A 24,581-nucleotide genomic window follows, 5' to 3' on the forward strand; every position below is an offset into this window, starting at 1 on the left:
ATGAATCTAGATCTCCAAGGGGGCCCCGTCGAGGTTCCAGGAGGGGTCCACCGGCACGCCCAGCGCGGCCAGCGCCGTCGGGGCCACGTCCACCAGCCGGGGCGCGTCGAGGGCGCGTCCGCCCAGGTCGTGGCCCAGCCGGTGGAGCACCACGAAGACCGTGCGCTCCTCATCGGAGGTGCCGCCGTGGCCGCCCGCGTCCACGTGACCGTGGTCGGTGGTGACCAGCACCGTCCAGCTCTCGCGGGCGTAGGAGGGGCGGGCGCGGATCGTGTCGAGCAGCCGGCCGAGCTGGGCGTCCTGGGTGTGCAGGGCGGCGGCGTACTCGGGGCAGTGGGGGCCGAGCGCGTGGGCGACCTCGTCGGTGTCGCCGAGGTAGACGAAGACGGCGCCCGGGTCGCCGTCCGCCAGGTGGCGTACGGCCGCCGCGGTGACCTGGGCGTCGGCCTCCGACCAGCCGACGGTGTAGCCGTCGAGCACGAAGCGCTGGCCGATGGCGGGGCCGAACGCGCCGTGCTCGGCGAGCGCGTCCCAGGAGAAGAAGGCGGCGGTGGCCAGGCCGGGGCGGGCGGTGGCGGCGCGCGTCAAGAAGTCCGGATATTTCAGGAAGCGGGGGTCGGTGAACGCGTTGTCCACCACGCCGTGCTTGTCCGGCCAGACGCCGGTGGCGATCGACGACCAGCCCGGCCCCGAGTCCGTACGCGACGCGATCACCCGCCCGGCCTCCCCCGGCTCGGGACTCTTGGGGACGACCTCGCCGGGCGACTCCGTACGCGGCGTGCCGGCCTCCCCGTACGGGAGCTTGCTGGTGCCGTACGCACCGGAGGACATCAGGCCGGTCAGGACGGGGGCGCCGAGCGCGACCAGCCGGTCGTAGCGGAGCCCGTCCATGCCGACGACGAGCACCTTGTTGTTCAGAGCGGACATGCCCCTAACTCAACACCACCGACATGTCCGGCATGCCACCGGAAGGCGGTCAGGAGGAGAAGCGGCGCACCCAGCCCGCCGCGCCCGGCAGGATCTCCTCGACCGGCGCCACCTGTGGATACCAGGTGCGCTCCCACTCCAGCGACACCCATCCGTCGTAGCCGGCCGCGCGCAGCAGCTCGCCCGCCTCCTCCAGCGGCACCGTGCCCGTGCCCATGGGCACCGGGGTCGTGTCCCGCTGGGAGACCGCGTCCTTGACCTGCACGTATGCGAGGTAAGGGCCCAGCTCGGCCAGCGTGCCGGCCGGAGGCTCGCCGTGCCGCCACGGGTGCAGCAGGTCCCAGATGGCGCCGGTCGTGCCGGGGCGGTCCGCCTCGGCGAGCAGCGCGGCCACGGCGGCGCCGGTCGCCATCGCGTCGTGCGTCTCGACCAGCACGCGCCGGCCCAGCTCGCCGGCCGTACCGGAGACCGCCTTGAGCCGGCGGGCGCCCACGGACGGGTCGCCGCCGCGCGGGAACACGCGCACGCCGGGCGCGCCGAGGTCGGCGGCGAGGCGCAGGTCGGCGACGAGCGCCTCGACCACCGGCTCGTCCGGCCCCGGCTCGCAGATGCCGACATATCCGGCGAGCGCGGAGATCTCCAGGCCCGCCGCCGTAATCCGCTCCCGTACGGACGCCCGCTCCCGCGCGTCCAGCCCCGCGTGCACCCCGGTGTCGGGATGCAGCCGCAGCTCCACCCCCTGGCACCCATGTCCCGCGGCGAGCTCGATCGCCCTGTCGAGGTCCTCGCCCGGCATGCCGAGCGTGCTGACCGCCAGCCTCACGCCATCCTCCTGACGCTCTCGCGGAGCACGACCTCGCCGGCGACCTCCTCGACCACCACCGGGTCGGTCTCGTTGAGCGCCAGTTCGAGTGCGCGCGCCCCCATGTCCTGCAACGGCAGCCGTACGGTGGACAGCGCGGGCACATGATCACGCAGTGTCACGATGTCGTCGAACCCGGCCACCGACACGTCCTCAGGCACCCGCACCCCGCGCTCCCTGTAGGCCGCGAGCGCGCCCACCGCCATCACGTCGTTGACCGCGAACACGCAGGTGGCGTCGCCGACCTGCTGGGCCGCGGTGTAGCCGCCGTCGCGGTCGAAGGGCCCGTGGATGATCTGCGGCGCGGGCAGCCCCAGCTCGGCGAGCGCCGCGGCGAACCCGGCGCTGCGGTCGGCGGCGGTCACCAGGTGCGGCGGCCCGGCCAGCACCGCGAACCTGGTGTGGCCCAGCCCCGCCAGCGCCCTGGCGAGCTCGGCGGCGCCCTGCCGGTTGGCGGGCGCGACGGTGTCGACGCCGAGGAGGTCCTGTCCGACGCAGGCCGCCCGGCCGCCGCCCGCCTGGTAGCGGGCCAGCTCGTCGCGCAGCCGGCCGGTGACGGCGGGGTCGGCGACCCGGGAGCCGACGAGCAGCACGGCGCGCACCCGCTGGGCGTGCAGCGTGGAGAGGTAGGCGATCTCCTGCTCGGGATCGCGGTGCGTGGTGCCCACCATGACCAGCAGGCCGTGGGTGGCCGCCGCGCGCATCGCGCCGTCGGCCAGGGCCGCGAAGTAGGGGTCGGTCAGGTCGTGCACGACGATGCCGATGACGTTGCTCGCCCCTCTGGCCAGCGTCTGGGCGGCGATGTTGGCCCGGTAGCCGAGCTCGTCCGCGGCCCGCTCGACGCGTGCCCGGAGTGTCGCGCCCACCTGGCGGGTGCTGCCGTTGAGCACCCGCGAGGCGGTCGCGAGCGAGACGCCCGCCTGCTTGGCGACGTCCTCAAGCGTGACCACGAGACCTCCCGGTAAGCGGTTTCCCCAGCTGCCTGACCGGCACCTGGACCCGCATACTGCCATGTCCTGGGCCGGCGGCAACAGGATGCCCCACCGGGAAGGCGGCTCTCCACTCCGGGCCCGCCTCCGGGAGGAGGCGGGCGAGCAGGTCAGAACCAGGGGAAGAGGATGTCGAGCAGGCCGCCGCCCTTGTCCTCCTGCACCGGCGCCTCGGTCGCCGACTCCACCGGGTTGTCGGAGGTCGACTCCTGCGTGTTGTCCTGCTGCTGGGAGCCGGAGTCGTTCCTGTTCGCGGTCGTGTTGTCGTCGATGCGCGACGGGCCGTCGTCCGACTGGCGCTCGGGCTCGCGGGTGGGCCGCTCGGTCTTCTCCTGAGCGTCCTGCTCCCCGCGCTGCGCCCTGGTCGGGGTGGCCGACGGCTCGCGGGTCGGCCGCTCGCGCGGCTGCTGCTGGGCGGGCGGGGTGCTCGCGGTGGGCCGGTTCGGCTGGCCGGCCGTGTCGCCGGTGTCACCGGTGTCGGCGGTGTCGCCGGTGTCGCCGGTGTCGTCGGTGGCCTCGTCCGTGGGCTCGGTCTCCTCCTCGGCCGGCGCCTCCTCCTCTTCCTCGGGGGCGGCGTCACCGGTCGGCGAGGACACCTCGCCGGCGCTGGCGCAGGAGGCGCCCGCGCACGGGTCGTCAGAGGAGGTGCCGGTGAGCATCCAGCCGGCGCCGACGCCGAGCAGCACTACCGCGGCCGCCGCGACCAGCAGCAGCCTGGTACGGCGGCGCACCTCGCCCTCGCCGTCACCGGAGTGCCCGTCGTAGGAGCCGCGTGAGCTCCTGGGCTCGCGGGGCTCGCGGGCGTCGTCGGAGTCGTCGGTCCAGCCGGAGCCGAGGAAGCCGCGCTTGGGCCGGTCGTCGTCGGCGGCGTCGTCGCGCGTGGGGTCGTAGCCGCGGTCGAGCGGCAGGTACGCGCTGTCGTCCTCGATCGCGTGCGGTCCGCTGTAGCCGTCCACGCGGTTGTAGTCGTCCACGCGGTGCGGCCCGCTGTAACCGTCGATGGGCTGCGGTCCGCTGTAGTCGTCGGCGGCCAGGTCGTACGGTCCGCTCGGCCCGCCGAAGTCACGCCCGCCGAGCACGTCGTCCGCCGCGCCGTAGCCGGCGTAGTCGCGCGAGCCCGTGTCGCGGCCGTCCTGGTCGTAGCCGGCGTAGTCGCGCGAGCCCGTGTCGCGGCCGTCCTGGTCGTAGCCGCTCAGCACATCGTTGCCCCCGCCGAGCACGTCGTGCCGGTCACCGCCGGAGCCGAGCATGTCGTGCGGGTCGTCCAGCACATCGCGCGGCGGGTCGTCGAGCACGTCACGCCTGCTCGTGTCCGGCAGGATGTAGGTCTCGTTGCCGCTGACCTGGATGGCGGGCTGCTCGTCGGTGTCATCGGTGCTCCACCGCGGAGACAGCACGTCACCCGTCATCAACTCCGGGTTCAACGACCTACCCTGCCCATCGTCGTACGGCCTGTCGTTCTCGTCGCGCGCCACGGGGAACCTCTCTAGTGCGTATTCGGACCGCGCCCCTTCCTACCACTACTTGTCCGGAAATTTCACTTGTTTCGCTAAAACTACTCTCCGTAACATTAGCCCCAAAGGTGTTTCCCCGTCCCACTGCGCGGGTATGGCCACCTGATCGTCCGACCAATTCCCGTTCCGCGCCGGACATTTTGGAACGAGCTCAAAGGCAGGGATTCGTACTGGTGTCGACGACCTTGTCCTTGAGCGAGTCGGGAATCGCCGACAGCACGCGGACCCCCGGCCAGTCCTTGCCGATGACGAGCTGGATGACCGGCCCCTTCGGCATCTTGGCCGGCGGTGTCTTGGCGGTGTACGGCTGCGAGACCGTCGCCTTGACCTTGCCCTCCACGGGCGTGCGCTTGTCCTTCGACAGCCGGGCCGCCACCGCGTCACCGTAGGCCGGACCGTCCGCGGCGTCCTTCTTGGCGTACCTGATGGTGGTGGTCGGGGTGGGGGCGGCGTTGCCGACCTGGGCCACCACGAACCCCTGGGCGGCGAGCGCGTCGGCCACCTGCAGCGCCTTGCCCTCCTCGCCGGTGGCGTTGAGCACCTGCAGGCGCACCTGCTCGCGCTTGACCGCGGGCGCGCTGGACTTGCCCGGCGTGGGCGCCTTGGTGACCTCGACGTCGTTGCGCACGTTCTCGAAGAAGTCGCGGGCGGCCGGCTGGGCGAACTGCACGCGGTTCTTGTCCTGCGGCCACGGCTCCGTCGGCACGGTGATGCCCTTGAGTTCCTTGGCCGTCATGCCGCGCACGCTGTTGGCGATCTCCAGCATGCGCTCAAGGGTGAGCCCCTCGTCCACGGTCACGGACTTGGTGGCGGCGCGCAGGAAGTCGTTGAGCCCGGCCGGGTCGGTGAGCAGGCCGCCGTCGGTGATCTTCTTCATGACCTGCTGCAGGAACACCTGCTGGCGCTGGATGCGGCTCAGGTCGCTGCCGTCGCCGAGCGCGTAGCGGGTCCGTACGTACCCCAGCGCCTGCTCGCCCTTCACCACGTGCTTGCCGGCGTCGAGCACCAGCTTGGCCTTGGGGTCGTTGACCGGCTTGGGCAGGCAGATCTCGATGCCGCCGATGGCGTCCACGATGCCCTTGAAGCCGGTGAAGTCGACCTTCACGAAGTGATTGATCTTGATGTTGGTGAGGGACTCGAGGGTCCGCGCCGTGCACTCGATGCCGCCCTCGTTGAAGGCCGCGTTGATCTGCTTGATCCCGGCCGGCAGCACGCCGCCGTTGCGTCCCTGGCATTCCGGGACCAGCACCATGGAGTCGCGCGGGAAGCTGATCATGGTGGCGTTGTCCCGGTTCGGGGAGATGTGCAGCAGCATGATCGTGTCGGTGCGCTCACCGAGGTGCTGCGACTGAGGGCCGTACTTCTTGTTGTCGCCCTCGCGCGAGTCGGAGCCCACCAGCAGCACGTTGAGCGCGCCGGTCTCGGGCGGGCGGCTCTTGCCCACGTTGAAGGGCCGGCGGTCGATGCCGCTGTCGAGGTAGCGGTAATAGGCGTAGCCGCCGATCGTGGCGATCACCAGCACGAGGGTCAGCGCCACGCTGACCCAGCCGAGCGGCGTGAGCGGGTTCTTGCGGGGCTGCGACCTGCGCCTTCCGCCCGATGGCGGAGGCGGCCCGGGCGGCGGCGGGGGTGGCGGTTGCGGGGGCGGCGGAGCGACCCGCCGACCCAGAACCGCTTCGTCGTGCCGGTCCCTCATGCGGTTCACCCCTCGCGCCATGATCGCGAAGCATAGTCACAAATGCTGAGCGACGAGTATGACTCCTCGCATCATGTCAAGGTTCGTACGCCGCCATGGGGAAGAGCGTGACCCTAAGGCCAGTCCTGCGTTACCTCAGCGAGGGCTCCATCCAAAGCTCCCGAACACCGGGCGGCACCACGCACGGTGACGTCATCATGACGTCATGCTTCTGACCGAGATGGCTCCTCCTCCCGGCGCCCAGGAGCTGGCCGGGCTGCGTGCCCGCGCCAGGTCCGCGCGGCGCGGCGCCCTCGTGGCGCTCACCGCCTCGATCGCGCTGCTCACCACCGCCCAGCTGCTCGCCGACCGGGCCGCCACGCGGGAGCAGACGCTCCCGCTCGCGGTGCTGTCGCTCGCCGTCTTCGCCGCGGCCCTGCCCGCGATGGCGATCACCCAGTACGTCTGGGGCGCCCGCGCCCGCCGGGTCCGCGAGCGCGAGCACGAGCTGTACGCCGCCGTCTTCTCCGGCCGCGCCCGCCCGCTGGCCCGGCTGGCGGTGGCCGGCTGCTGGGCGGTGACGCTGTTACTCGGCTGGACCGTTCCCCGGCTGTTCGGCCAGGCCGCCCAGTACGGCCTGGCCGACGCGCTGAGCGCCGTCACCGACGCGATGGCCTGGGCCTCGATCGGCGCCGGCGCGCTGTTCCTGCTGTGGTGGGCCCGCGACGCCGCCCTGACGGTGACGCGCGTCCTGCGGGCGGGCGGATCGCCCGGCGACCCCTGGGACCCGGGGCGGAGCGCCCGCCCGCGCGATGGCGCGATGCTCTGGACGGGCGCGGCCGTGGCGATCGCCGCCCTGCTGGGAGCCCGCGCCCACCTCTGGGAGCCGGCCACGGGCATCGTCTACGGCCTGCTCACCACCGCCCTCGTCTGCGGCGTGGTTACTGACGAGTAGCATAAGGCACGGAACCCCTGCTAACTACGAGGAGCGAATCCGTGCCTTCCTCTCGTGACGTCGTGTTCGTCGACGGCGTGCGCACGCCTTTCGGCAGGTCAGGGCCGAAAGGTCTGTACGCGGAGACCCGCGCCGACGACCTGGTCGTCCGCGTCATCCGCGAGCTGATCCGGCGTAACCCCGGCCTGCCGCCCGAGCGCGTGGACGAGGTCGCCATCGCCGCGACCACCCAGACCGGCGACCAGGGCCTGACCATCGGCCGCTCGGCCGCCGTGCTGGCCGGCCTGCCCAAGAGCGTGCCGGGCTACGCGATCGACCGCATGTGCGCGGGCGCGATGACCGCGGTGACCACGGTCGCCGGCGGCATCGCGTTCGGCGCGTACGACGTCGCGATCGCCGGCGGCGTCGAGCACATGGGCCGCCACCCGATGGGCGAGGGCGTCGACCCCAACCCGCGGTTCCTGTCGGAGCGGCTGGTCGACCCGAGCGCCCTGGTCATGGGCATGACCGCGGAGAACCTGCACGACCGTTACCCCTCCATCTCCAAGGAGCGCGCCGACGCGTACGCGGTGCTCTCCCAGGAGAAGGCGGCCAAGGCGTACGCCGACGGCAAGATCCAGCCCGACCTCGTGCCGACCGCGATCAGGACCGCCGACAAGGGCTGGGGCCTGGCCGTCGAGGACGAGGCGCCCCGCCCCGGCACCACCATGGAGGGGCTGAGCGGGCTCAAGACGCCGTTCAGGCCGCACGGGCACGTCACGGCGGGCAACTCCTCCGGCATCAACGACGGCGCCACCGGCTGCGTGGTCGCCGCGAGTGAGGTCGCCGAGGAGCTGGGCCTGGCGCCGAAGATGCGGCTGGTGTCGTACGCGTTCGCGGGCGTCGACCCCGAGGTCATGGGCGTCGGACCGATCCCGTCCACCGAGCGGGCGCTGCGCCTGGCGGGGCTCGACATCTCCGACATCGGGCTGTTCGAGATCAACGAGGCGTTCGCCGTCCAGGTGCTGGCCTTCCTTGAGCACTTCGGCATCGCCGACGACGACCCGCGCGTCAACCCGTACGGCGGCGCGATCGCCTACGGCCACCCGCTCGCCTCCTCGGGCGTGCGGCTGATGACGCAGCTCGCCCGGCAGTTCGGCGAGCGTCCCGACGTGCGTTACGGCATCACCACCATGTGCGTCGGCATGGGCATGGGCGGCACCGTGATCTGGGAGAACCTGGCATGAGCGAGTTCGAGACCTGGCGGTCGCTGCTGAGCGAGCGCAACACCGACGAAGTCGTCACCAAGGCGCTGGTCCGCGACGTGCAGCTGCCGTACGGCGCGGGCACGATGGCGCTGATCACCCTGGACAACGGCTTCGACCACACCAAGCCCAACACCTTCGGCCCGCACGGCCTGTTCGCGCTCAACGGCGCCCTGTCGGAGATCGCCGCGCGCACCGACCTGGTGGCCGTGGGCGTGACGGGCAAGCCGTTCATCTTCGCCGTCGGCGCCGACCTCAAGGGCGCCGCCTCGGTGACCTCCCGCGAGGAGGCCAAGGCCATCGGCGCGCTCGGGCACCACGTGTTCCGGCGGCTCGGCGAGCTGGGCATCCCGTCGTTCGCGTTCGTCAACGGCGCTGCCATGGGAGGCGGCCTCGAGATCGCGCTGCACTGCTCCTACCGGACGATCTCCGCGGGGGTGCCCGCGGTGGCGCTGCCGGAGTGCTTCCTCGGGCTGGTGCCGGGCTGGGGCGGCACGCAGCTGCTGCCCCGCCTCATCGGGCCGCAGAAGGCGGTCAGGCTCATCATCGAGAACCCGCTGTCCAACAACCGCATGATCAAGGGCAGGGAGGCGTACGAGCTGGGCGTCGCCGACGCGATGTTCGAGCCCGCCGACTTCCTGGAGGAGTCGCTGCGCTGGGCCGCCCGCGTCGTCAAGGGCGAGGTGACGGTGGAGCGGCCGGCCCACGACGGCTGGGAGAAGGCCGTGGCCGACGCGCGCTTCCTGGTGGACATGAAGCTGCGGGGCGCCACGCCCGCGCCGTACCGGGCGCTCGATCTGATCGCGCTGGCCGAGACCGCCTCCAGGGACGAGGGCTTCGCCGCCGAGGACGAGGCGCTGGCCGACCTGCTCATGAGCGACGAGCTGCGGGCCGGGCTCTACTCCTTCGACCTCGTGCAGCGCCGTGCCAAGCGGCCCGCGGGCGCGCCCGACCCGTCGCCGGCCCGCAAGGTCACCAAGGTCGGCGTGGTCGGCGCGGGGCTGATGGCCTCGCAGATGGCGCTGCTGTTCGCCCGCCGCCTGGAGGTGCCGGTCGTGCTGACCGACCTCGACCAGGCCCGCCTGGACAAGGGCGTGGGCTACGTGCACGGCGAGGTGGACAAGCTGCTCGCCAAGGGCCGCGTCTCGGCCGACCAGGCCAACCGCCTCAAGTCGCTGGTCAGCGGCTCGCTCACCAAGGACGCCTTCGCCGACGCCGACTTCGTCATCGAGGCCGTCTTCGAGGACCTGGCGGTCAAGAAGCAGGTGTTCGCCGAGGTCGAGGCCGTCGTCCCGGCCGAGTGCGTGCTGGCCACCAACACCTCGTCGCTGTCGCTGACCGCCATGGGCGCCGACCTCAAGCATCCCGAGCGGCTGGTCGGCTTCCACTTCTTCAACCCGGTCGCCGTCATGCCGCTGCTGGAGATCATCAGGGGTGCGGCCACCGACGACGCCACGCTGGCCACCGCCTTCGCCGTCGGCAAGACGCTGAAGAAGTCGTCGGTGCTGGTCAAGGACGCCCCGGCGTTCGTGGTCAACCGGCTGCTCACCTGCTTCATGGGCGAGGTCGTCGCGGCCGTGGACGAGGGCACGCCGCTGGAGACCGCCGAGCACGCGCTCGACGGCCTCGGGCTGCCGATGACGCCGTTCGCGCTGCTGCAGCTCGTCGGCCCGGCCGTCGGCCTGCACGTGGCCGAGACGCTGCACGAGGCGTTCCCCGACCGGTTCGGCGTCTCGGAGAACATGGCCAAGCTCGTCGAGTCGGGCAAGCCGGGCGTCTACCTGCCCGACTTCACGCTCGACCCCGAGGCGGTCGCGCTGTTCGCCGGCGGCGCCTCGCCGTCCACCGCCGAGCAGGTGCGCGATCGGGTGCTGGCCGCGCTGTCCCGCGAGATCCGCATCATGCTGGACGAAGGCGTGGTGGCGGCGCCGCAGGACATCGACCTGTGCATGATCCTCGGCGCGGGCTGGCCGTTCCACCTCGGCGGCATCACGCCGTATCTCGACCGCACCGGCGTCGCCAAGCCCCGTTTCCTCGCGCCGGGCGTGGCGTCCGTACCGGCCCGATTTTAAGCTCGCTTGAGGAGGTCCGTACGCGGACCTCCTCTCCTCTTCACCGGATCCGTCGTAGCGTTTGGTGCCGTCCTACGAACGGAGAGTAACCATGATGAGAGCAGCAGGCACCCTCATGCTCTGCGCCGCCCTCCTGGCCACGTCGTCCTCCCCCGTGCTGGCCGCGGCAGCCCCCAAGGCTCGTCTCAAGGTCGTCTACGGGGTCAAGGGCGGCGGCGCCAAGTCGGCCTACCTCAACTGCGCCCCCACCGGCGGCACCCACCCCAACGCGCGGGCCGCCTGCCGCCTGCTCAAGCAGGCCGGCGGCGACCCCGCCAAGCTCAACGTCAAGCCCGACGCCGCCTGCACCCGCGAGTTCCAGCCGCACGCCGCCGTGATCGTCGGCACCTGGTACGGCAAGAACGTGCGCTGGGGCAAGGTCTACGTCAACGGCTGCCACATGCGCGCGGCCACCGGAGCGGTCCTCGCGCTCTGACCACCGCCTGGCCCTCTGGCCGCTCCTCACTCACCCGAGGAGCGCCAGGGGGCCGCGGTCCTGCTGTGCCGGTAGCCGTAGGCGAAGTAGAGCACGATCCCGATGGCCATCCAGACCAGGAACCGCAGCCAGGTCTGCACCGGCAGGTTGAGCATCAGATAGAGGCAGGCCAGCACCGACAGGATCGGCAGCGCGGGCACCAGCGGCGCCCGGAAGGCCCGCGGCAGGTCGGGCCGCGTCCGCCGCAGGATGATCACCCCCAGCGAGACGACCACGAACGCGAACAGCGTCCCGATGTTGACCAGCTCGGCCAGCTCCCCGAACGAGACGAACCCGGCCAGCGCCATCGTGACGAGCCCGATGATGATCGTCAGGCGCGCCGGGGTGCCGAACGTGGGGTGCACCACCGCCAGGGAGCGCGGCAGCAGCCCGTCGCGGCACATCGCGAACAGCACCCGGGTCTGGCCCAGCAGCAGCACCAGCACCACGGTCGTCAGGCCGGCGATCGCGCCCACGCTGATGATCGTGGCCAGCCACGGCTGGCCCACCGAGATGAACGCGTCCGACAGGGGCGCCGCCTCGCTCAACTGGCTGTACTTCTGCATGCCGACGACGACGAGCGAGACCGCGACGTACAGGACCGTGCAGATGGCCAGCGAGCCGATGATGCCGCGCGGCACGTCGTGCTGCGGCTCGATGGTCTCCTCCGCGGCGGTGGCGACGATGTCGAAGCCGATGAAGGCGAAGAACACGATCGCCGCGGCCGAGAAGATGCCGATCACGCCGAACGCCACCGGCTCGATGCCGAACAGCACCTGCACGAGCGGCGCCTGCAGCCCCTCCACGCGCGGCGTGGAGATCGGATCGGGGATGAACGGCGTGTAGTTCGCGCCGTTGACGAAGAACAGGCCCGCCACGATCACCAGCAGCACCACCGCGATCTTGGTGATCACCAGGATCAGGTTGACCCGTGAGGACAGCTTGATCCCGGCCACCAGCACCGCCGTGAGGATCAGCACGATCAGCACGGCCGGCACGTTGACCACCGGATCGGAGCCCGCGATCGAGGCCGGCAGGTCCAGGCCGAGCGAGGCCAGCAGCGAGGCGAAATAGCCCGACCAGCCGACCGACACCACGGCGGCGGCCAGCGCCAGCTCCAGGATCAGGTCCCACCCGATCACCCAGGCGGGGAACTCGCCCAGGGTCGCGAAGGAGAAGGTGTAGGCCGACCCGGCGACCGGGATGGTGGAGGCGAACTCCGCGTAGCACAGCGCGGCGAGCCCGCACACGATGCCCGCGACGACGAACGAGACCGCCACGGCGGGGCCCGCCACGTCTCTGGCGACCTGTCCGGTCAGCACGAAGATCCCGGTGCCGACGATCACGCCGATGCCGAAGACGGTGAGGTCGGTGGCGGTCAGGCGCTTGCGCAGCTGGTGCTCGGGGGCTTCGGTGTCGCGGATCGACTGTTCGACGCTCTTCGTGCGAAAGATGTCCACCGGGTGATCCTTCCCCCACCCAGAGTGATCATTCTCGCGAGCGCCTGCTCCGCTGGAGCTCCTGATGCACGGCGGTGATCGCTCACGATCACCGCCGCGACAGGCTCAGAGGCGAACTCAGCGGCAGATCAGCGCTGGAGCCCGGCGGGCCGGCTCAGCGGCCCTTCGGCGGCGGGCCGGCTCGGCGGCCTTTCAGCGGCGGGCCGGCTCGGCGGCCGAGGTGCGGCGCGCGACCGCCTCGGTGATCTGGCGGGCGAGGTCCTGCCCGGTCAGGCCGATCCTGCCGAGGATGGCGGCCCGCTTGGCGTGGTCGAGGAAGCGCTGCGGGATGCCGTAGGTGCGCACGGGCACGTCGACGTCGGCGTCGCGCAGCAGCCGCGCCACCGCGTCGCCCACGGCGCCGACCCGGCCGTTGTCCTCGACGACGGCCACCAGCTTGTGCGCGGCGGCGGCCGTCACGAGCGCCTCGTCGATCGGCTTGACCCAGCGCGGGTCGACCACGGTCGCGGCGATGCCCTGCGCGTCGAGCAGCTTGGCGGCGTCCATGCAGACCTGCGCCATCGGGCCCACACCCACCAGCAGCACGTCGGGCTCGCTCTCGGGCGCGCGCAGCAGGTCCATCCCGCCCAGCTTGCCGACCGCCTCCAGCGACTCGGCGACCGGGCCCTTGGGGAAGCGCAGCACGGTGGGGCCGTCGGAGACCTCGACGGCCTCGCGCAGCAGCTCGGTCAGGCGGTCACCGTCGCGCGGCACCGCGACCTTGAGCCCGGGGACGACCTGGAGGATCGACAGATCCCACATGCCGTTGTGGCTGGCCCCGTCGTCGCCCGTGACGCCCGCCCGGTCGAGCACCACCGTGACCGGCAGGCGGTGCAGGGCGACGTCCATGAGGAGCTGGTCGAAGGCGCGGTTGAGGAACGTGGCGTAGACGGCCACCACCGGGTGCATGCCGCCGAGCGCGAGCCCGGCCGCGCTGGTGAGGGCGTGCTGCTCGGCTATGCCGACGTCGTAGATGCGCTCGGGGAAGGCTTCGGCGAAGGCGTTGAGGCCGGTCGGGTGGAGCATCGCGGCGGTGATCGCGACCAGGTCGTCGCGCTCTTTGCCGAGTCTGACCAGCTCTTCGCTGAAGACGTTGGTCCAGATGCGGCCCTTGGGCTTTTCCGCGCCGGTGGCCCGGTCGAAGGCGCCCGGCGAGTGGAACTGGTCCTCGTCGTGGTTCTCCGCCGGGCTGTAGCCGCGGCCCTTCTGGGTGACGGCGTGCACGATGACGGGGCCGCGGAAGTCGCGGGCCTTGCGCAGGGCCGCCTCCATGGCCTGCTCGTCGTGGCCGTCGATGGGGCCGAGATATTTGAGCCCGAGGTCCTCGAACATCACCTGCGGCGCCAGGACGTCTTTCACGCCCTTCTTGAAGCCGTGCAGAGCGTCGTAGAGGACCGGGACGTTGCCCAGCTTGTCCTTCACGTATTCGAGCATGTCCTCATAGCGGCGGTTGACCCGCAGCGAGGACAGGTGGGAGGCCAGGCCGCCGATCGTCGGGGAGTAGGAGCGCCCGTTGTCGTTGACCACGATCACGACCGGCAGGTCCTTGAACGCCGCGATGTTGTTGAGCGCCTCCCAGGCCATGCCGCCGGTCAGCGCGCCGTCGCCGATGATCGCGACCACCGTGCGGTCGCGCGCGCCGCGCAGCTTGAACGCCTTGGCCAGGCCGTCGGCGTAGGACAGCGCGGTGGAGGCGTGGGAGTTCTCGACGAAGTCGTGCTCGGACTCGGTCTGGCTCGGATAGCCGGACAGGCCGCCCTCCTGCTTGAGCGCCTCGAAGCCGGCCGCCCGGCCGGTGAGGAGCTTGTGCACGTACGCCTGGTGGCCGGTGTCCCAGATGACCGGGTCGTTCGGGGAGTCGAAGACGCGGTGGACGGCGATGGTCAGCTCGACCACGCCCAGGTTGGGCCCGAGGTGACCGCCGAACCTGGCGCAGGAGTCGACGAGCAGATCGCGGATCTCTCCGGCGAGCTGCGGCAGCTCCTCGACGGCAAGCCGTTTGACGTCGTGCGGTCCCTCGATCGAGCCCAGCAACCCGCTCACGGATGCGACTCCCCTCTGCTCTTTTGCGCCGATCCCCAGAGTCTAGTTCGCAAAGGCCTCACTGACTCCATCAAGTCAAATGCACCCACAAATGTCCGATCTTGACCTAGTCTTGCGGACCATATGAACTCCGTCCCCGCCGGCCGGCTCGTGGCGCTCGTCGCGGCAGGCGTGGCCCTCGCGCTGGCCGCCGCCGCCTTGACGCTGGTGCTCGCGGACGTGGCCACGACCTCGACCGACCGCGCGTACGGAGGACGGCAGCCCGCAGCGCCGTCCGGCAGCGCGGGCCAGAGCAGGCACGGGGGCGCCGCGGTCGCCGGACGGGCGACGGCCACCGCGAACCCCCTCTACAAGACCGGCCGGCTCACGGACGTGAACTGCCAGCCGGGCAGCCTGCCCGGGGGGAGCATGCCCGCCTACCGCCGCTTCCTGACCCGCGTGACGGCTTGCCTGAACAAGGCGTGGGCGGCGCAGTTCCGCAAGGCCGGGATGCCGTTCGCCAAGCCGCGGCTGCGCATCATCACCCGCAAGGTCAAGACGCCCTGCGGCTCGTGGAACACCGGCGCCGACGGCGTCTACTGCTCCACCGACCGCACGATGTACCTGATGATCAGCAAGGACCAGCTGCGCAACCCTTTCCCGCTCGGCATCACCCGGCTGATCGCCCACGAGTACGGCCACCACGTGCAGCAGGTCTCCGGCATCTGGAATTACTACTGGGCGGCGCGCACGGTCGCGGGCAAGGCCAAGAGGCTGCAGCTGTCGCGTAATTCCGAGTTGCAGGCCGAGTGTTTCTCCGCCGTGTTCATGAGCACGATGAAGGGCACGTCGCTGGTCACCGACGCCGACTGGGCGTACACGGTGGGCTGGTTCAGGAAGAACGGCGCCAAGGGGTGGCCGCAGAACGACCACGGCAAGGGGCCGACGCAGGCCGCGTGGATGACGCGGGGGTTCAATCGCGGAACGCCGGGTGCCTGCAATACCTGGGCCGCCAATCCGCGGAATGTCACCTGATAGTGCGTTATTTCTTCGCCTGGAGCTCCTTTCTTCACTAGGGTGCCGTCTCATGCGTATCCCCTTCTTAGCGCTCATGGCGGGCGCCCTGGCCGGTGTGCTGTTCGCCGGAACCGCGCACGCGGCGTCCTCATCGGCCGCTCCCTTCTCGTCCGTCCTGACGAAGAACAAGCTCTACAAGGCGGGCAAGCCCGGCGTACGGTCCTGTGAGGAGCCCGAGGTCCGCACCGGCAGCGTGGAGGAGGCCGAGCTGTACTTCGAGGCCGTGAAGGACTGCCTCGACCGCGCCTGGGCCCCCGTCGTCAAGAAGGCAGGACACCGCTTCACCAAGCCGAAGTTCTCGATCGTCACCAAGGTCGGCGCGAAGACCCGGTGCGGGCGCTTCCCCGGGGGCGCGCAGGCCCTCTACTGCCAGAAGGACCGCTCCATCACCTTCCTGCTCAGCCCGAACATCGTCGAGGAGCCCACCGACCTGGCGCTGATGCAGGTGCTCGCCCACGAGTACGGCCACCACGTCCAGCAGCTCACCGGCATCATGAAGGCCGGCGACCGGATCATCGGCGGGCGTGACGAGGACCGCGCGTACGCCGCGCTGCGCCGTCTCGAGCTGCAGGCCCAGTGCCTGTCCGGCGTCTTCGTCGGCCGCGTCTGGGACTCGCTCGGCCGGCCCGACTCCGACTGGAACATCCTGGCCAAGGGCACCCACAACCCCATCGCCCTCGACGCCATCGGCGTGCGCAGCGGGGCCGACGACACGCACGGCAGCGACAAGAGCAACACCTTCTGGCTGCAGCGCGGCTTCACGTCCCAGTCCACCGGGGTCTGCAACACCTGGACGAGCTCCAACGCCAGGGTGCGGTAAATCACTCTTCGAAGGCTTATGATCCGCGATCATGCGCCTTTTCCTTTTAGCGCTGGCGGCGTGCGCGGTCGCGGGACCCCTCACGCCGCCACCCGCGAGCGCCGCCGCCCAGGTGCCCTCGTCCGGGCTGCTCGGCGCGATGAGCGGGGACGTCACCCCGCACCGCTGCCCGATCCCCCGGATCGAGCCGGGCAGCGCGGCCTCGCTCAGGGCCTTCCACCGGGCGATGGCGGCCTGCGCCGACGGCTTCTGGGCAGCCCGCTTCGCCGCCGCCGGGCTGGCGTACACGCCGCCTTCGGTCAGCGTCACCACCGGGCGGGACTCCGTGTGCGGGACGATCGCCGGCAGCGGGGCGCAGTACTGCCCCGAGCAGAGCACCATCGTCATCCGCATCACGAAGAGCGACCTGCGTGACCCGTTCAGGATGAACATCGCCCACTCCGTCGCCCACGAGTGGGGGCACCACGTCCAGCACCTCATCGGCGTCCTCGACGCCCAGGCCGCCCTGTACGCCCCCGCCTCCGCCAAGGCCAGGAAACTGCTCAGCCACCGCCTGGAGATGCAGGCCGAATGCTTCGCCGGCGTTTTCTACGGCGCCACCCTGAAAAGCATCCGCCCAGGAATTTCCTGGAAAGACTGGGTGGCCGCCGTCCGCCGCGCCGACGAAAGCGACATTCACGGCAAGCCACGCAACTTAGCCTGGTGGCAAGACCGCGGCTACCGAGGCGGCACCACAGGCTTCTGCAACACCTGGACCGCCACCACCAACCGAGTAACCTGACCCCCCACCGCCGGGCTTCCGTCCTTCTGGAGAGAAGAGGGATTGCGCGAGGTCCGCGGCTCCCCCGCCGTCGTGCTTTCGTCCCTCGGAGAGGAGACGGAGTGTGCGCGGCTCGCCGCTTTCGCGCCGTTGCGCTGCTGGTTCTTGGGGGGCGTTGTTTCCCTCGCAGTCAGGCGTTGGCGCGGGCCAGTACTTCCAAGGGGTCGGACAGGACGTGGGCGAAGGCCAGCTCGGCGGCGCCGACCAGAGGGGCCGCGTCGCCCAAGGCCGAGGTGCGCAGGCGCAGGCGTTCGCGTTGGTGGGCCATGGCGTGCAGGGCGAGCTGGGAGCGGACCTGGGCGGCGGAGCCGAGGTAGATCTCGCGCAGGACGCCGCCGAAGATGACCATCTCGGGGTTGAAGATGTTGACGAGGTTGGCGACGCCGAGCCCGAGCCAGTCGCCGACCCGGCTGAGCGCCTCCTGGGCCACGATGTCGCCGCGGTCGGCCGCCTCGACGACCCCGCGTACGGCGTCGCGCCCCTGCCGCCCGTCCGAGACCCGCCCGGCCGACTCGAGCAGGGTGCGCTCCCCCACCTCGGCCTCCAGGCACCCGTGCGACCCGCAGCCGCACGCCCGCCCGCCGGGGTTGACGACCATGTGGCCGACCTCGCCGCCGTAGCCGTCGTGCCCGCCGATCAGGTGGCCGCCGGAGATGATGCCGCCTCCGATGCCGACGTCGCCGTGCAGGTAGATGAGGTCGCGTACGGCGACGCCGACACCGCGGCTGTGCTCGGCGAGCGCGGCCAGGTTGGCGTCGTTGCCCACGCTGACGGGCAGCCCGAGGCCGAGCCGGCGCGCCAGCTCCTCGCCGAACGGCACCTCCTCGGCCTTGAGGTTGGGCCCGAAACTGACGACGCCGTCGGCCTTGCGCACGCCGCCCGACACGGCGGCCGCGGCTCCGACGCAGACGGTGTCGTCCCTGGTCTTGCGCCGCATCTGGCGGGCGAACCCGGACAGCACCCCGGTCAGTTCGTCCAGCTCGAACCGGTCGCGGTCGCGTACGGCCTCACGCCGGTCGAGGATGACCCCGCCCAGCCCGACGCGCGCGACGGCGAGCCGGTCGGGGCCGACGTCGAAGGCGAAGACGTAGACCCGCGCCGACTCGGGCCGCACCACGAGCGAGGGCCGCCCGGCCCTGCCGGTCTCGCGCGGCAGCTCCTCGCGCACCAGCCCGGCGGCGGTGAGGTCGGAGGTCAACGCCATGATCGTGCTGCGATTGAGCCCCATCTTCGAGGTCAGCTCGGCCCGCGAGATCGGCCCGCCCAGATGGACATGGCGGAGCAGCGCGCCGAGGTTGTGGCGCCTGATGTCCTCTTGGGAAGGGCCGGCACGCATGGTCTGGGGTTCCTTCAGGGGCTGCGGATCGCTGATCACCTTAAACCAGCGGCAGCCGCCCGCTTGCGCGCCAGAGCGTCGACACCCGCCGCGAGCAGCAGGACCGACCCCGTGACCAGGTATTTGACGCTGGAACCGTACCCCATGAGGCCCATGCCGTTCTCGATCACCGCGACCACCGCGCCGCCGAGCACGGCGTCGAGCACCCGGCCCTTGCCGCCGAAGAGGCTGGTGCCGCCGATGACGGCGGCGCCGACCGCGTACAGCAGGACGGAGCTGCCGCCCGTGTTGGGGTCGACGGAGCTGGCTCTGGAGGCGGCCACGATGCCGCCGATGGCGGCCATCGAGGAGCAGATGACGAACGCGCTGATCTTGATCCGGTCGACCGGGATGCCGGCCCGGCGGGCGGCCTCGGTGTTGCCGCCGACCGCGTACAGGTGCCGGCCGAACGAGGTGCGGCGCAGCACCACCGTCCAGACGATCAGCAGCACGAGGATGACCGGCACCACGATCGGCACGCCGGTGAGCGAGACCAGCGCGGGGTTGCGGCTGCGCTCGAGGTTGAGCGCGGCGACCGCGAGCCCGGCGAACAGCGCCAGCATGCCGACGCGGAAGGCGATCAGCGAGATCGGGTCGGCGGCGAGGCCGCGCTTGGTGCGGTTCCTGGCCCGGCGCAGCTGCACGGCCGCGAAGACCGCCACGCACACCAGGTAGAGCGCCCAGCCGAGCCACGGCGGCAGGTTCTTGTTCGCGATGGCGACGACCACGCTGTCGCGGATGGAGATGTTGGTGCCCTCGTCGACCAGCACGAGGACCAGGCCCTGGAAGGCGAGGAAGGCGGCCAGCGTCACCACGAACGACGGGATGCCGACCTTGGCGACCAGGCTGCCGAGCACGGTGCCGATGATGACGCCGGTGAGGATGGCGGCCAGCATGCAGACGTACCAGGGCAGGCCCGCGTTGGTCAGCGTGACGGCGAGCACGGCCGCGCAGACGCCGCTGGCGAACCCGGCCGACAGGTCGATTTCGCCGAGCAGCAGCACGAACACCAGGCCCATCGCGATGAGCGTGACGGCCGCGCCCTGCGTGAACAGGTTCGCGAAGTTGATCGCGGTGACGAAGGACGGCCGGGCCACGGCGAAGACCGTGCAGAGCACGACCAGTCCCAGCACGGCGGGCAGCGCGCCCATGTCGCCGCCGCGCACCCGCTGGATGTAGGCGAGGAAGCTGTTCTTGATCGACGGAGTCTGCGCGGCCGCGACGATGGCCTCTCCGGGTAGTTCTTTGACCTTGTTCATGATGTGACCCCGTTCTTGAGGCCCAGATCGCCGCTGCGGCCTGAAGTGATCAGTTCGACGACCTGCGCGTGCGTCACATCGGAGGTCTTGACCTGGGCGGCCATCCTGCCGAGGTAGAGCGCCGCGATCCGGTCGGAGACGGCGAACACGTCGTTCATGTTGTGGGAGATGAGCACGACGGCCAGGCCGGTGTCGGCGAGCCTGCGCACCAGCTCCAGCACCTGCGCGGTCTGGGCCACGCCCAGCGCCGCGGTCGGCTCGTCGAGGATGACGACCTTGCTGTTCCACAGCACGGCCTTGGCGATGGCGACGGTCTGCCGCTGTCCGCCGGACAGGCTGGAGACCTGCTGCCTGATGGACTTGACGGTACGGACGGACAGCCCGCTGAGCGTGCGCTCGGCCAGCTCCTCCATGCTGTCCTCGTCCAGCAGGACGCCGTTCTTGCGCTCACGGCCGAGGAACATGTTCTGGACGATGTCGAGGTTGTCGCACAGGGCGAGGTCCTGGTAGACGATCTCGATGCCCAGCTCGCCCGCGTCCCGCGGGCTGTGCACGTGCACCTCTTTGCCGTCGAAGAGCAGGGTGCCCGCGTCGATGGGGTAGATGCCGCCGATGCACTTGACCAGGGTGGACTTACCGGCGCCGTTGTCGCCGACGAGCGCTGTGACCTCGCCGGCGTACGCGGCGAACTCGACCTCGTGCAGGACCTTCACCGGGCCGAAGCTCTTGTCGATCCCGCGCACTTCAAGGAGGGGGGTCATGGATCTCCCTAAACGGGGGTACGGCCGCGCTCGTGGCGCGGGCCGTACCCCGCCGCGTTACTGAATGCCTGCCTCGGTGCACTTCTCGGCGAAGTCACCCTTGCACAGTTCCTCCTTGGTGACGTAACCGTCGGCCACGACGTCCTTGACGTTGTCGAAGTAGATGGCCTGCGGCTCCATCAGCTCGGAAGGCACGTCCTGACCCGTCTCCGGGTCCTTGACGCTGCTGGTCGCCGCGGGCTTCTCGCCCTTGGCCAGCGCGACCGCGAGCTTGGCCGCGGCGTCGGCCTCCTTCTTGACGGCCTTGTACACGGTCATGCACTGGTCGCCCGAGAGGATGTTCTGCAGGCCCTGGACGGTGGCGTCCTGGCCGGTCACCGGCACCTTGCCGTTGAGGTTGTTCTTCTTCAGCACGGTGATGGCGGCGTTGCCGAGACCGTCGTTGGCGGCCAGCACGCCGGCGATCTTCGGCTCCTGGGTCAGCATCTGCTCGAAGATCGTCCCGGCCTGGGTGTTGTCCCAGTCGGGCACGGCCTGGTCGGGGCCCTTGACGTACTCGCCCGCGTCGAACTTGGGCTTGAGCACGCCGTCGTAGCCGTCCTTGAACAGGGTCGCGTTGTTGTCGGTCGGCGAGCCGTTCAGGTAGGCGACGATCGGCTTCTCGGCCTTCTTGTCGGTCAGGCACTTCACCAGGCCCTCGCCCTGGAGCTGGCCGACCTTGGTGTTGTCGAAGCTGACGTAGTAGGCGGCGCCGCCGCCCAGCGTCAGCCGGTCGTAGTCGATGGTGGCCACGCCCTGGGACTTGGCCTTCTCGATGACGGTCTTGCCGGTGCCGCTGTCCAGGTTGACGATCATCAGGACGGTGGCGCCGTTGGTGATCATCTGGTCGGCGATGGTCTGGAACTGGGTCTTGTCGTTCTGGGCGTTCTGGATGTCGTACTCGACACCCGCGGCCTTGAACGCCTCTTCCAGATACTTGCGGTCCGCCGTCTCCCACCGGGCGGAGGACTTGCTGTCCGGCAGGATGACGCCGATCTTGCCGGCCTTGGCCGCTTCTGACGCGGTGGCCGATTCAGAGGTCGACGTCGTGGTCTGACCGCTGTCGCCCCCGCAGGCGGTGAGACCGAGGGCGAGCGCTGCTGCCGTGGCGGTCAGGCTGAGGATCCCCTTGCGCATGGTGCAGGGTCCTTTCTTCCGGAGGGGCCCGGATGAATGTTGTTTGCGGCAACGTATTCCGGGACGAACCGGTTGTGAAGGGGGTTGGAGAGGTGGATTTGTTGTTTCGGGTAACAATCCAGAAACGTCACATCAACCTTCCCGACGCTCGCCCGTACCGGAGTGTGATGCCCGCGGGGCCCGTCACGTGAGGTAGCCGACAGGCCCCGATCACGCCGTTTCGGGTCGCTCACTGTGTGGTTATTGGTAGGTTTGGGCCGCTTTGAGGAGACTCTCGGAAAGGTGAGTGACGGTGCGGCGGTACGGACGCGTGGCCGGTGGCGTGCTGGCCGGGTGCCTGGTGGCGGGCTGCTCGGGGCTGCCCGGAATGGACCCGGCGGCGTGGCAGGGCGTGGAGTCGCCCTCGGCCACTCCCTCCTCCACGACATCTGGGACGCGGAAGACGCCGGAGCCCTCGGCGTCCGCCCCGGCGCTGACGGCGGAGTCGGTGATCAAGGAATACATCGAGCGCAACAACAAGGCCAACAAGGCGCTCGACGAGAAGCTGCTCGCCACCTACGAGGGCGGGTCGAGCCTGGCCATCGACAAGGCCGGCTACGCCTCCCAGCGCAAACTGGGAGGGCGCGACTCCTACACGCCGTTCGAGTACGTCAAGCCGACGTTCGCGGCGCCGGCCTCCAAGCGGTGGTTCCTCGCGACGACGTACTGGAAGAACAAGAAGAAGTCCGCCAAGACGCCCACCTTCCTGCTGTTCGCCCACGACCAGGGCGCCTGGAAGCAGGTCTACGCCCCCGACGTCTTCGACACGATCGACGCCGACGAGCTGCCGAAGATCCAGACGGACGCCTCCGGCGCGGCCACCGAGGTGGACAGCGCCGACGGCGACGGCCTGCTGATGTCACCGGCCGACTTCGCCAAGAACTACGCCGCCCACATGACCGGCAAGGGCTCGAACGCCGCCAAGAGCCGGTTCGCCTCCGACCAGTTCACCACCGGCGCGGCCAAGAACCGCATCAAGATGCGGCAGTTCGCCAAGATCACCGAGCATGCGGCGCCGGCGAAGGAGTATCCGTCGTACGCGCTGCGCACGGCCGACGGCGGCGCGCTCGTCTTCACCACGTTCGCGCGGACCAAGGTGTACGACGTGATCCAGAGCCCGAAGCGCTACTACGTCTTCCAGGAGAACAACGGCCTGCTGCCGGACAAGTACTACAAGTTCCTGAAGGTGGGCGACCTGGTGCAGGTGGCCGCGCACATCCCGCCGAAGACCGCCTCGCCCGCCCAGGTCCAGGTGCTCGGCACGTACAGCGGCATCGTGGCCGGCCGCGGCGCGTGACACCCGGCCCGCGGGCGCGTCCTCAGGCCAGGACCTGACTCCGCGGGCGCGTCCTCAGGCCAGGACCTGGCTCAGGACGTTCTGCACGATCAGCCCCACCGCCGAGGCCGCCGCCACGACCAGGACGGCCGTCCGCACCTTGCCGCCGTCGAGGTAGCGCCGCAGCGGCCCCGACACCAGGAACCCGAGCAGCATCGGCACGATCAGCGCCCCGCCCACCATCAGCGCCGCGGACGGCAGCTCGTCCACGAGGGCGAGGATGGCCAGCGACTGGACGGCGCTGAGGAAGAAGAACATCGCCAGCGTGGCCCGGATCTGCGGGCCCTTGGCGTGCTGGTAGACCAGCGCGATGGGCGGGCCGCCGATGCCGGTCGCGGTGCCGGTGACGCCTGACACGAACCCGGCCGAGGTGATGGTGACCGCGTTGCGCGGCACGCTCAGCGCCCGCGCCGTCAGCGCCACCGCGACGAGCACCATGACCGCCACGAAGACGCCGCGCATGTATACGGAAACGTAGACGACGATGACTGCGCCGAGCGCGCTACCGGGCAGCCTCCCGAGCACCGCGAACCCGAGCCCGCCCCAGTCCACCCGCCGCCACTCCATGGCCAGCGTGAACAGCGGCAACGTCATGTTGACCACCTGAACGGCACCCGGCATGAGGTCGGGCGCGAGCAACGTGAGCAGCGGTGCCGCCACCAGCCCCAGCCCGAACCCCACGGCCCCCTGGACGATCGCCCCAACGAATACCGCCAGACCACCAACAATCAGCACCAACGCCACATTCGCCATGCACGCGAGTCAACCATCTTTACCCTCCGTTGCCATGACGGCCCCGAGAGTGACCACATGAGGGTAGTGTTTTTCGCGCACGCCTACATAGGCTCAGAAGTATGGCCGCGAAGCCGAAAGCCACGAGCATACGTGTCAGCGTGAAGACCAGAGATCGCATCGCTGCTTTGGCGAAGAAGAGAGGTGAACCCATGACCGCGATCATCGACCACGCCATCCGCGAGATGGAGAAGAAAGAACGCTGGCAGCGCGTCGCGGAGCAGATGGAGCAGACCAAGAGAGAAGATCCACAGGCCTGGGCGGACTATGTCGCCGAATCCGAACTGGTGCAAGGTCCGCGACCGCGCACTTCCCGCATCGCCCCCGAGTGGGAAGGGCTCATCACGTTTCCCGAGGAGAGAGATGAGGGTGATTCAGGGCGAGATCTGGCTCGCTGATCTGGGCGACACCGTGGGCCGCGAACCGGCTCACGGGCGCCCGGTGCTGGTGGTCAGCAATGACACGTTCAACGCCAGCACACCGGTCAAGATCGTTGTTCCGCTGACCACGACCGATCGGGGCTGGGACAACCACGTTCCCATCCCGACCGAGGGCACCGGCCTCGACAAGCCCAGCTTCGCCATGATCGAGCATGTGCGCAGCATGTCGCCCCTGAGGTTCACGCGGAGGATCGGGATCGCCCCTGACGAGGTCGTTCACGAGGTCGCCGACTGGATCGGTGACGCGCTCTAGCGGCTCAGGAGATGGGTGATGCCGCCCGGCGAAATAGTGGTTCGCCGGGTGGCGTCACCCACTCTGCCACACCTGCCGCTGCTTTAGGCTGCCGCCGTGCCGATCTCGCTTCTTGCGCCTGCTGTCGCCGTCCTCATCGCCGTCACCGGATCCCCGCCTG

Annotated in this window: 22 protein-coding genes; 10 read left to right on the plus strand and 12 right to left on the minus strand. The window is 70.4% G+C overall.

Annotation, left to right across the window (positions count from 1 at the left end; genetic code table 11):
- Positions 1-6: 6 nt before the first annotated feature.
- The 5 genes from AB0K12_RS08185 to AB0K12_RS08205 all read right to left on the minus strand — a co-directional run bounded on the left by AB0K12_RS08185 (position 7) and on the right by AB0K12_RS08205 (position 5,829).
- A complete protein-coding gene (locus AB0K12_RS08185) occupies positions 7-927 on the minus strand; it encodes an alkaline phosphatase family protein (protein ID WP_364556745.1) in 921 nt (306 codons plus the stop codon).
- 49 nt (positions 928-976) lie between these two features.
- A complete protein-coding gene (locus AB0K12_RS08190; RefSeq protein WP_364556748.1) occupies positions 977-1,750 on the minus strand; it encodes a sugar phosphate isomerase/epimerase family protein in 774 nt (257 codons plus the stop codon).
- Complete coding sequence (locus AB0K12_RS08195; protein ID WP_364556751.1) at positions 1,747-2,739, minus strand: LacI family DNA-binding transcriptional regulator; 993 nt, start codon at positions 2,737-2,739, stop codon at positions 1,747-1,749. The genes AB0K12_RS08190 and AB0K12_RS08195 overlap by 4 nt, the downstream gene beginning before the upstream one ends.
- 149 nt (positions 2,740-2,888) lie before the next feature.
- Positions 2,889-4,202, minus strand: coding sequence for a hypothetical protein (locus AB0K12_RS08200; RefSeq protein WP_364556754.1), 1,314 nt, complete (start codon positions 4,200-4,202; stop codon positions 2,889-2,891).
- 241 nt (positions 4,203-4,443) lie between these two features.
- Positions 4,444-5,829 (minus strand): LCP family protein, encoded by a 1,386-nt coding sequence (locus tag AB0K12_RS08205; protein WP_364556757.1) that lies wholly within the window; start codon positions 5,827-5,829, stop codon positions 4,444-4,446.
- Between the two features lie 364 nt (positions 5,830-6,193).
- Between AB0K12_RS08205 and AB0K12_RS08210 the strand changes: the two genes are divergently transcribed.
- The 4 genes from AB0K12_RS08210 to AB0K12_RS08225 all read left to right on the plus strand — a co-directional run bounded on the left by AB0K12_RS08210 (position 6,194) and on the right by AB0K12_RS08225 (position 10,713).
- Positions 6,194-6,922 (plus strand): hypothetical protein, encoded by a 729-nt coding sequence (locus AB0K12_RS08210; protein ID WP_364556760.1) that lies wholly within the window; start codon positions 6,194-6,196, stop codon positions 6,920-6,922.
- 62 nt (positions 6,923-6,984) lie between these two features.
- Positions 6,985-8,148: a thiolase family protein gene (locus tag AB0K12_RS08215; protein ID WP_364557749.1), complete on the plus strand. Its 1,164-nt coding sequence runs from the start codon at positions 6,985-6,987 to the stop codon at positions 8,146-8,148.
- Complete coding sequence (locus AB0K12_RS08220) at positions 8,145-10,238, plus strand: 3-hydroxyacyl-CoA dehydrogenase NAD-binding domain-containing protein (protein ID WP_364556763.1); 2,094 nt, start codon at positions 8,145-8,147, stop codon at positions 10,236-10,238. The genes AB0K12_RS08215 and AB0K12_RS08220 overlap by 4 nt, the downstream gene beginning before the upstream one ends.
- A 91-nt stretch (positions 10,239-10,329) precedes the next feature.
- Positions 10,330-10,713: an SSI family serine proteinase inhibitor gene (locus AB0K12_RS08225; RefSeq protein ID WP_364363796.1), complete on the plus strand. Its 384-nt coding sequence runs from the start codon at positions 10,330-10,332 to the stop codon at positions 10,711-10,713.
- Positions 10,714-10,739: 26 nt separating this feature from the next.
- Here AB0K12_RS08225 and AB0K12_RS08230 read toward each other — a convergent pair whose 3' ends face one another.
- Positions 10,740-12,212 (minus strand): amino acid permease, encoded by a 1,473-nt coding sequence (locus AB0K12_RS08230; RefSeq protein ID WP_364556766.1) that lies wholly within the window; start codon positions 12,210-12,212, stop codon positions 10,740-10,742.
- Positions 12,213-12,404: 192 nt separating this feature from the next.
- A complete protein-coding gene (gene dxs, locus AB0K12_RS08235; protein WP_364557752.1) occupies positions 12,405-14,285 on the minus strand; it encodes a 1-deoxy-D-xylulose-5-phosphate synthase in 1,881 nt (626 codons plus the stop codon).
- Between the two features lie 132 nt (positions 14,286-14,417).
- On the opposite strand from dxs, the gene AB0K12_RS08240 reads away from it, so the two are divergent.
- From AB0K12_RS08240 to AB0K12_RS08250, 3 genes are read left to right on the plus strand one after another with little or no spacing between them, the layout of a single operon-like run.
- Positions 14,418-15,308 (plus strand): neutral zinc metallopeptidase, encoded by an 891-nt coding sequence (locus tag AB0K12_RS08240; RefSeq protein ID WP_364556769.1) that lies wholly within the window; start codon positions 14,418-14,420, stop codon positions 15,306-15,308.
- A 52-nt stretch (positions 15,309-15,360) separates the two neighbouring features.
- Positions 15,361-16,170, plus strand: coding sequence for a neutral zinc metallopeptidase (locus AB0K12_RS08245; protein WP_364556772.1), 810 nt, complete (start codon positions 15,361-15,363; stop codon positions 16,168-16,170).
- Positions 16,171-16,201: 31 nt separating this feature from the next.
- Complete coding sequence (locus tag AB0K12_RS08250) at positions 16,202-16,951, plus strand: neutral zinc metallopeptidase (RefSeq protein WP_364556775.1); 750 nt, start codon at positions 16,202-16,204, stop codon at positions 16,949-16,951.
- Positions 16,952-17,120: 169 nt separating this feature from the next.
- On the opposite strand, the gene AB0K12_RS08255 is transcribed toward AB0K12_RS08250, so the two are convergent.
- Genes AB0K12_RS08255 through AB0K12_RS08270 form a run of 4 tightly spaced genes read right to left on the minus strand, consistent with a single transcriptional unit; the run spans position 17,121 to position 21,561 of the window.
- On the minus strand, positions 17,121-18,326 hold the full coding sequence (locus tag AB0K12_RS08255) for an ROK family transcriptional regulator (RefSeq protein WP_355422017.1): 1,206 nt from the start codon (positions 18,324-18,326) through the stop codon (positions 17,121-17,123).
- A gap of 35 nt (positions 18,327-18,361) precedes the next feature.
- Positions 18,362-19,624 (minus strand): ABC transporter permease, encoded by a 1,263-nt coding sequence (locus AB0K12_RS08260; RefSeq protein WP_364556779.1) that lies wholly within the window; start codon positions 19,622-19,624, stop codon positions 18,362-18,364.
- Positions 19,621-20,385 carry an ATP-binding cassette domain-containing protein gene (locus AB0K12_RS08265; RefSeq protein WP_355422023.1) on the minus strand — a complete coding sequence of 255 codons (765 nt, stop codon included), beginning with the start codon at positions 20,383-20,385 and terminating at the stop codon, positions 19,621-19,623. Before AB0K12_RS08265 ends, AB0K12_RS08260 begins: the two co-directional genes overlap by 4 nt.
- A 57-nt stretch (positions 20,386-20,442) precedes the next feature.
- Positions 20,443-21,561, minus strand: a complete 1,119-nt coding sequence (locus AB0K12_RS08270; RefSeq protein ID WP_355422026.1) for a substrate-binding domain-containing protein — start codon at positions 21,559-21,561, stop codon at positions 20,443-20,445.
- A 292-nt stretch (positions 21,562-21,853) separates the two neighbouring features.
- Between AB0K12_RS08270 and AB0K12_RS08275 the strand changes: the two genes are divergently transcribed.
- Positions 21,854-22,897 carry a hypothetical protein gene (locus tag AB0K12_RS08275; protein ID WP_364556784.1) on the plus strand — a complete coding sequence of 348 codons (1,044 nt, stop codon included), beginning with the start codon at positions 21,854-21,856 and terminating at the stop codon, positions 22,895-22,897.
- A 54-nt stretch (positions 22,898-22,951) separates the two neighbouring features.
- Here AB0K12_RS08275 and AB0K12_RS08280 read toward each other — a convergent pair whose 3' ends face one another.
- Positions 22,952-23,689, minus strand: coding sequence for a sulfite exporter TauE/SafE family protein (locus AB0K12_RS08280; RefSeq protein ID WP_364556787.1), 738 nt, complete (start codon positions 23,687-23,689; stop codon positions 22,952-22,954).
- Positions 23,690-23,880: 191 nt separating this feature from the next.
- Here AB0K12_RS08280 and AB0K12_RS08285 point away from each other — a divergent pair, with 191 nt between their 5' ends.
- The gene (locus AB0K12_RS08285) at positions 23,881-24,126 is read left to right on the plus strand and encodes a hypothetical protein (RefSeq protein ID WP_355422033.1); all 246 of its coding nucleotides are present in this window, start codon (positions 23,881-23,883) and stop codon (positions 24,124-24,126) included.
- Positions 24,098-24,421 (plus strand): type II toxin-antitoxin system PemK/MazF family toxin, encoded by a 324-nt coding sequence (locus tag AB0K12_RS08290; RefSeq protein WP_364556791.1) that lies wholly within the window; start codon positions 24,098-24,100, stop codon positions 24,419-24,421. The genes AB0K12_RS08285 and AB0K12_RS08290 overlap by 29 nt, the downstream gene beginning before the upstream one ends.
- The last annotated feature ends 160 nt before the right edge of the window (positions 24,422-24,581 follow it).

The organism is Nonomuraea sp. NPDC049419, from assembly GCF_040676995.1.
In the GTDB taxonomy this organism is placed as follows: domain Bacteria; phylum Actinomycetota; class Actinomycetes; order Streptosporangiales; family Streptosporangiaceae; genus Nonomuraea; species Nonomuraea salmonea.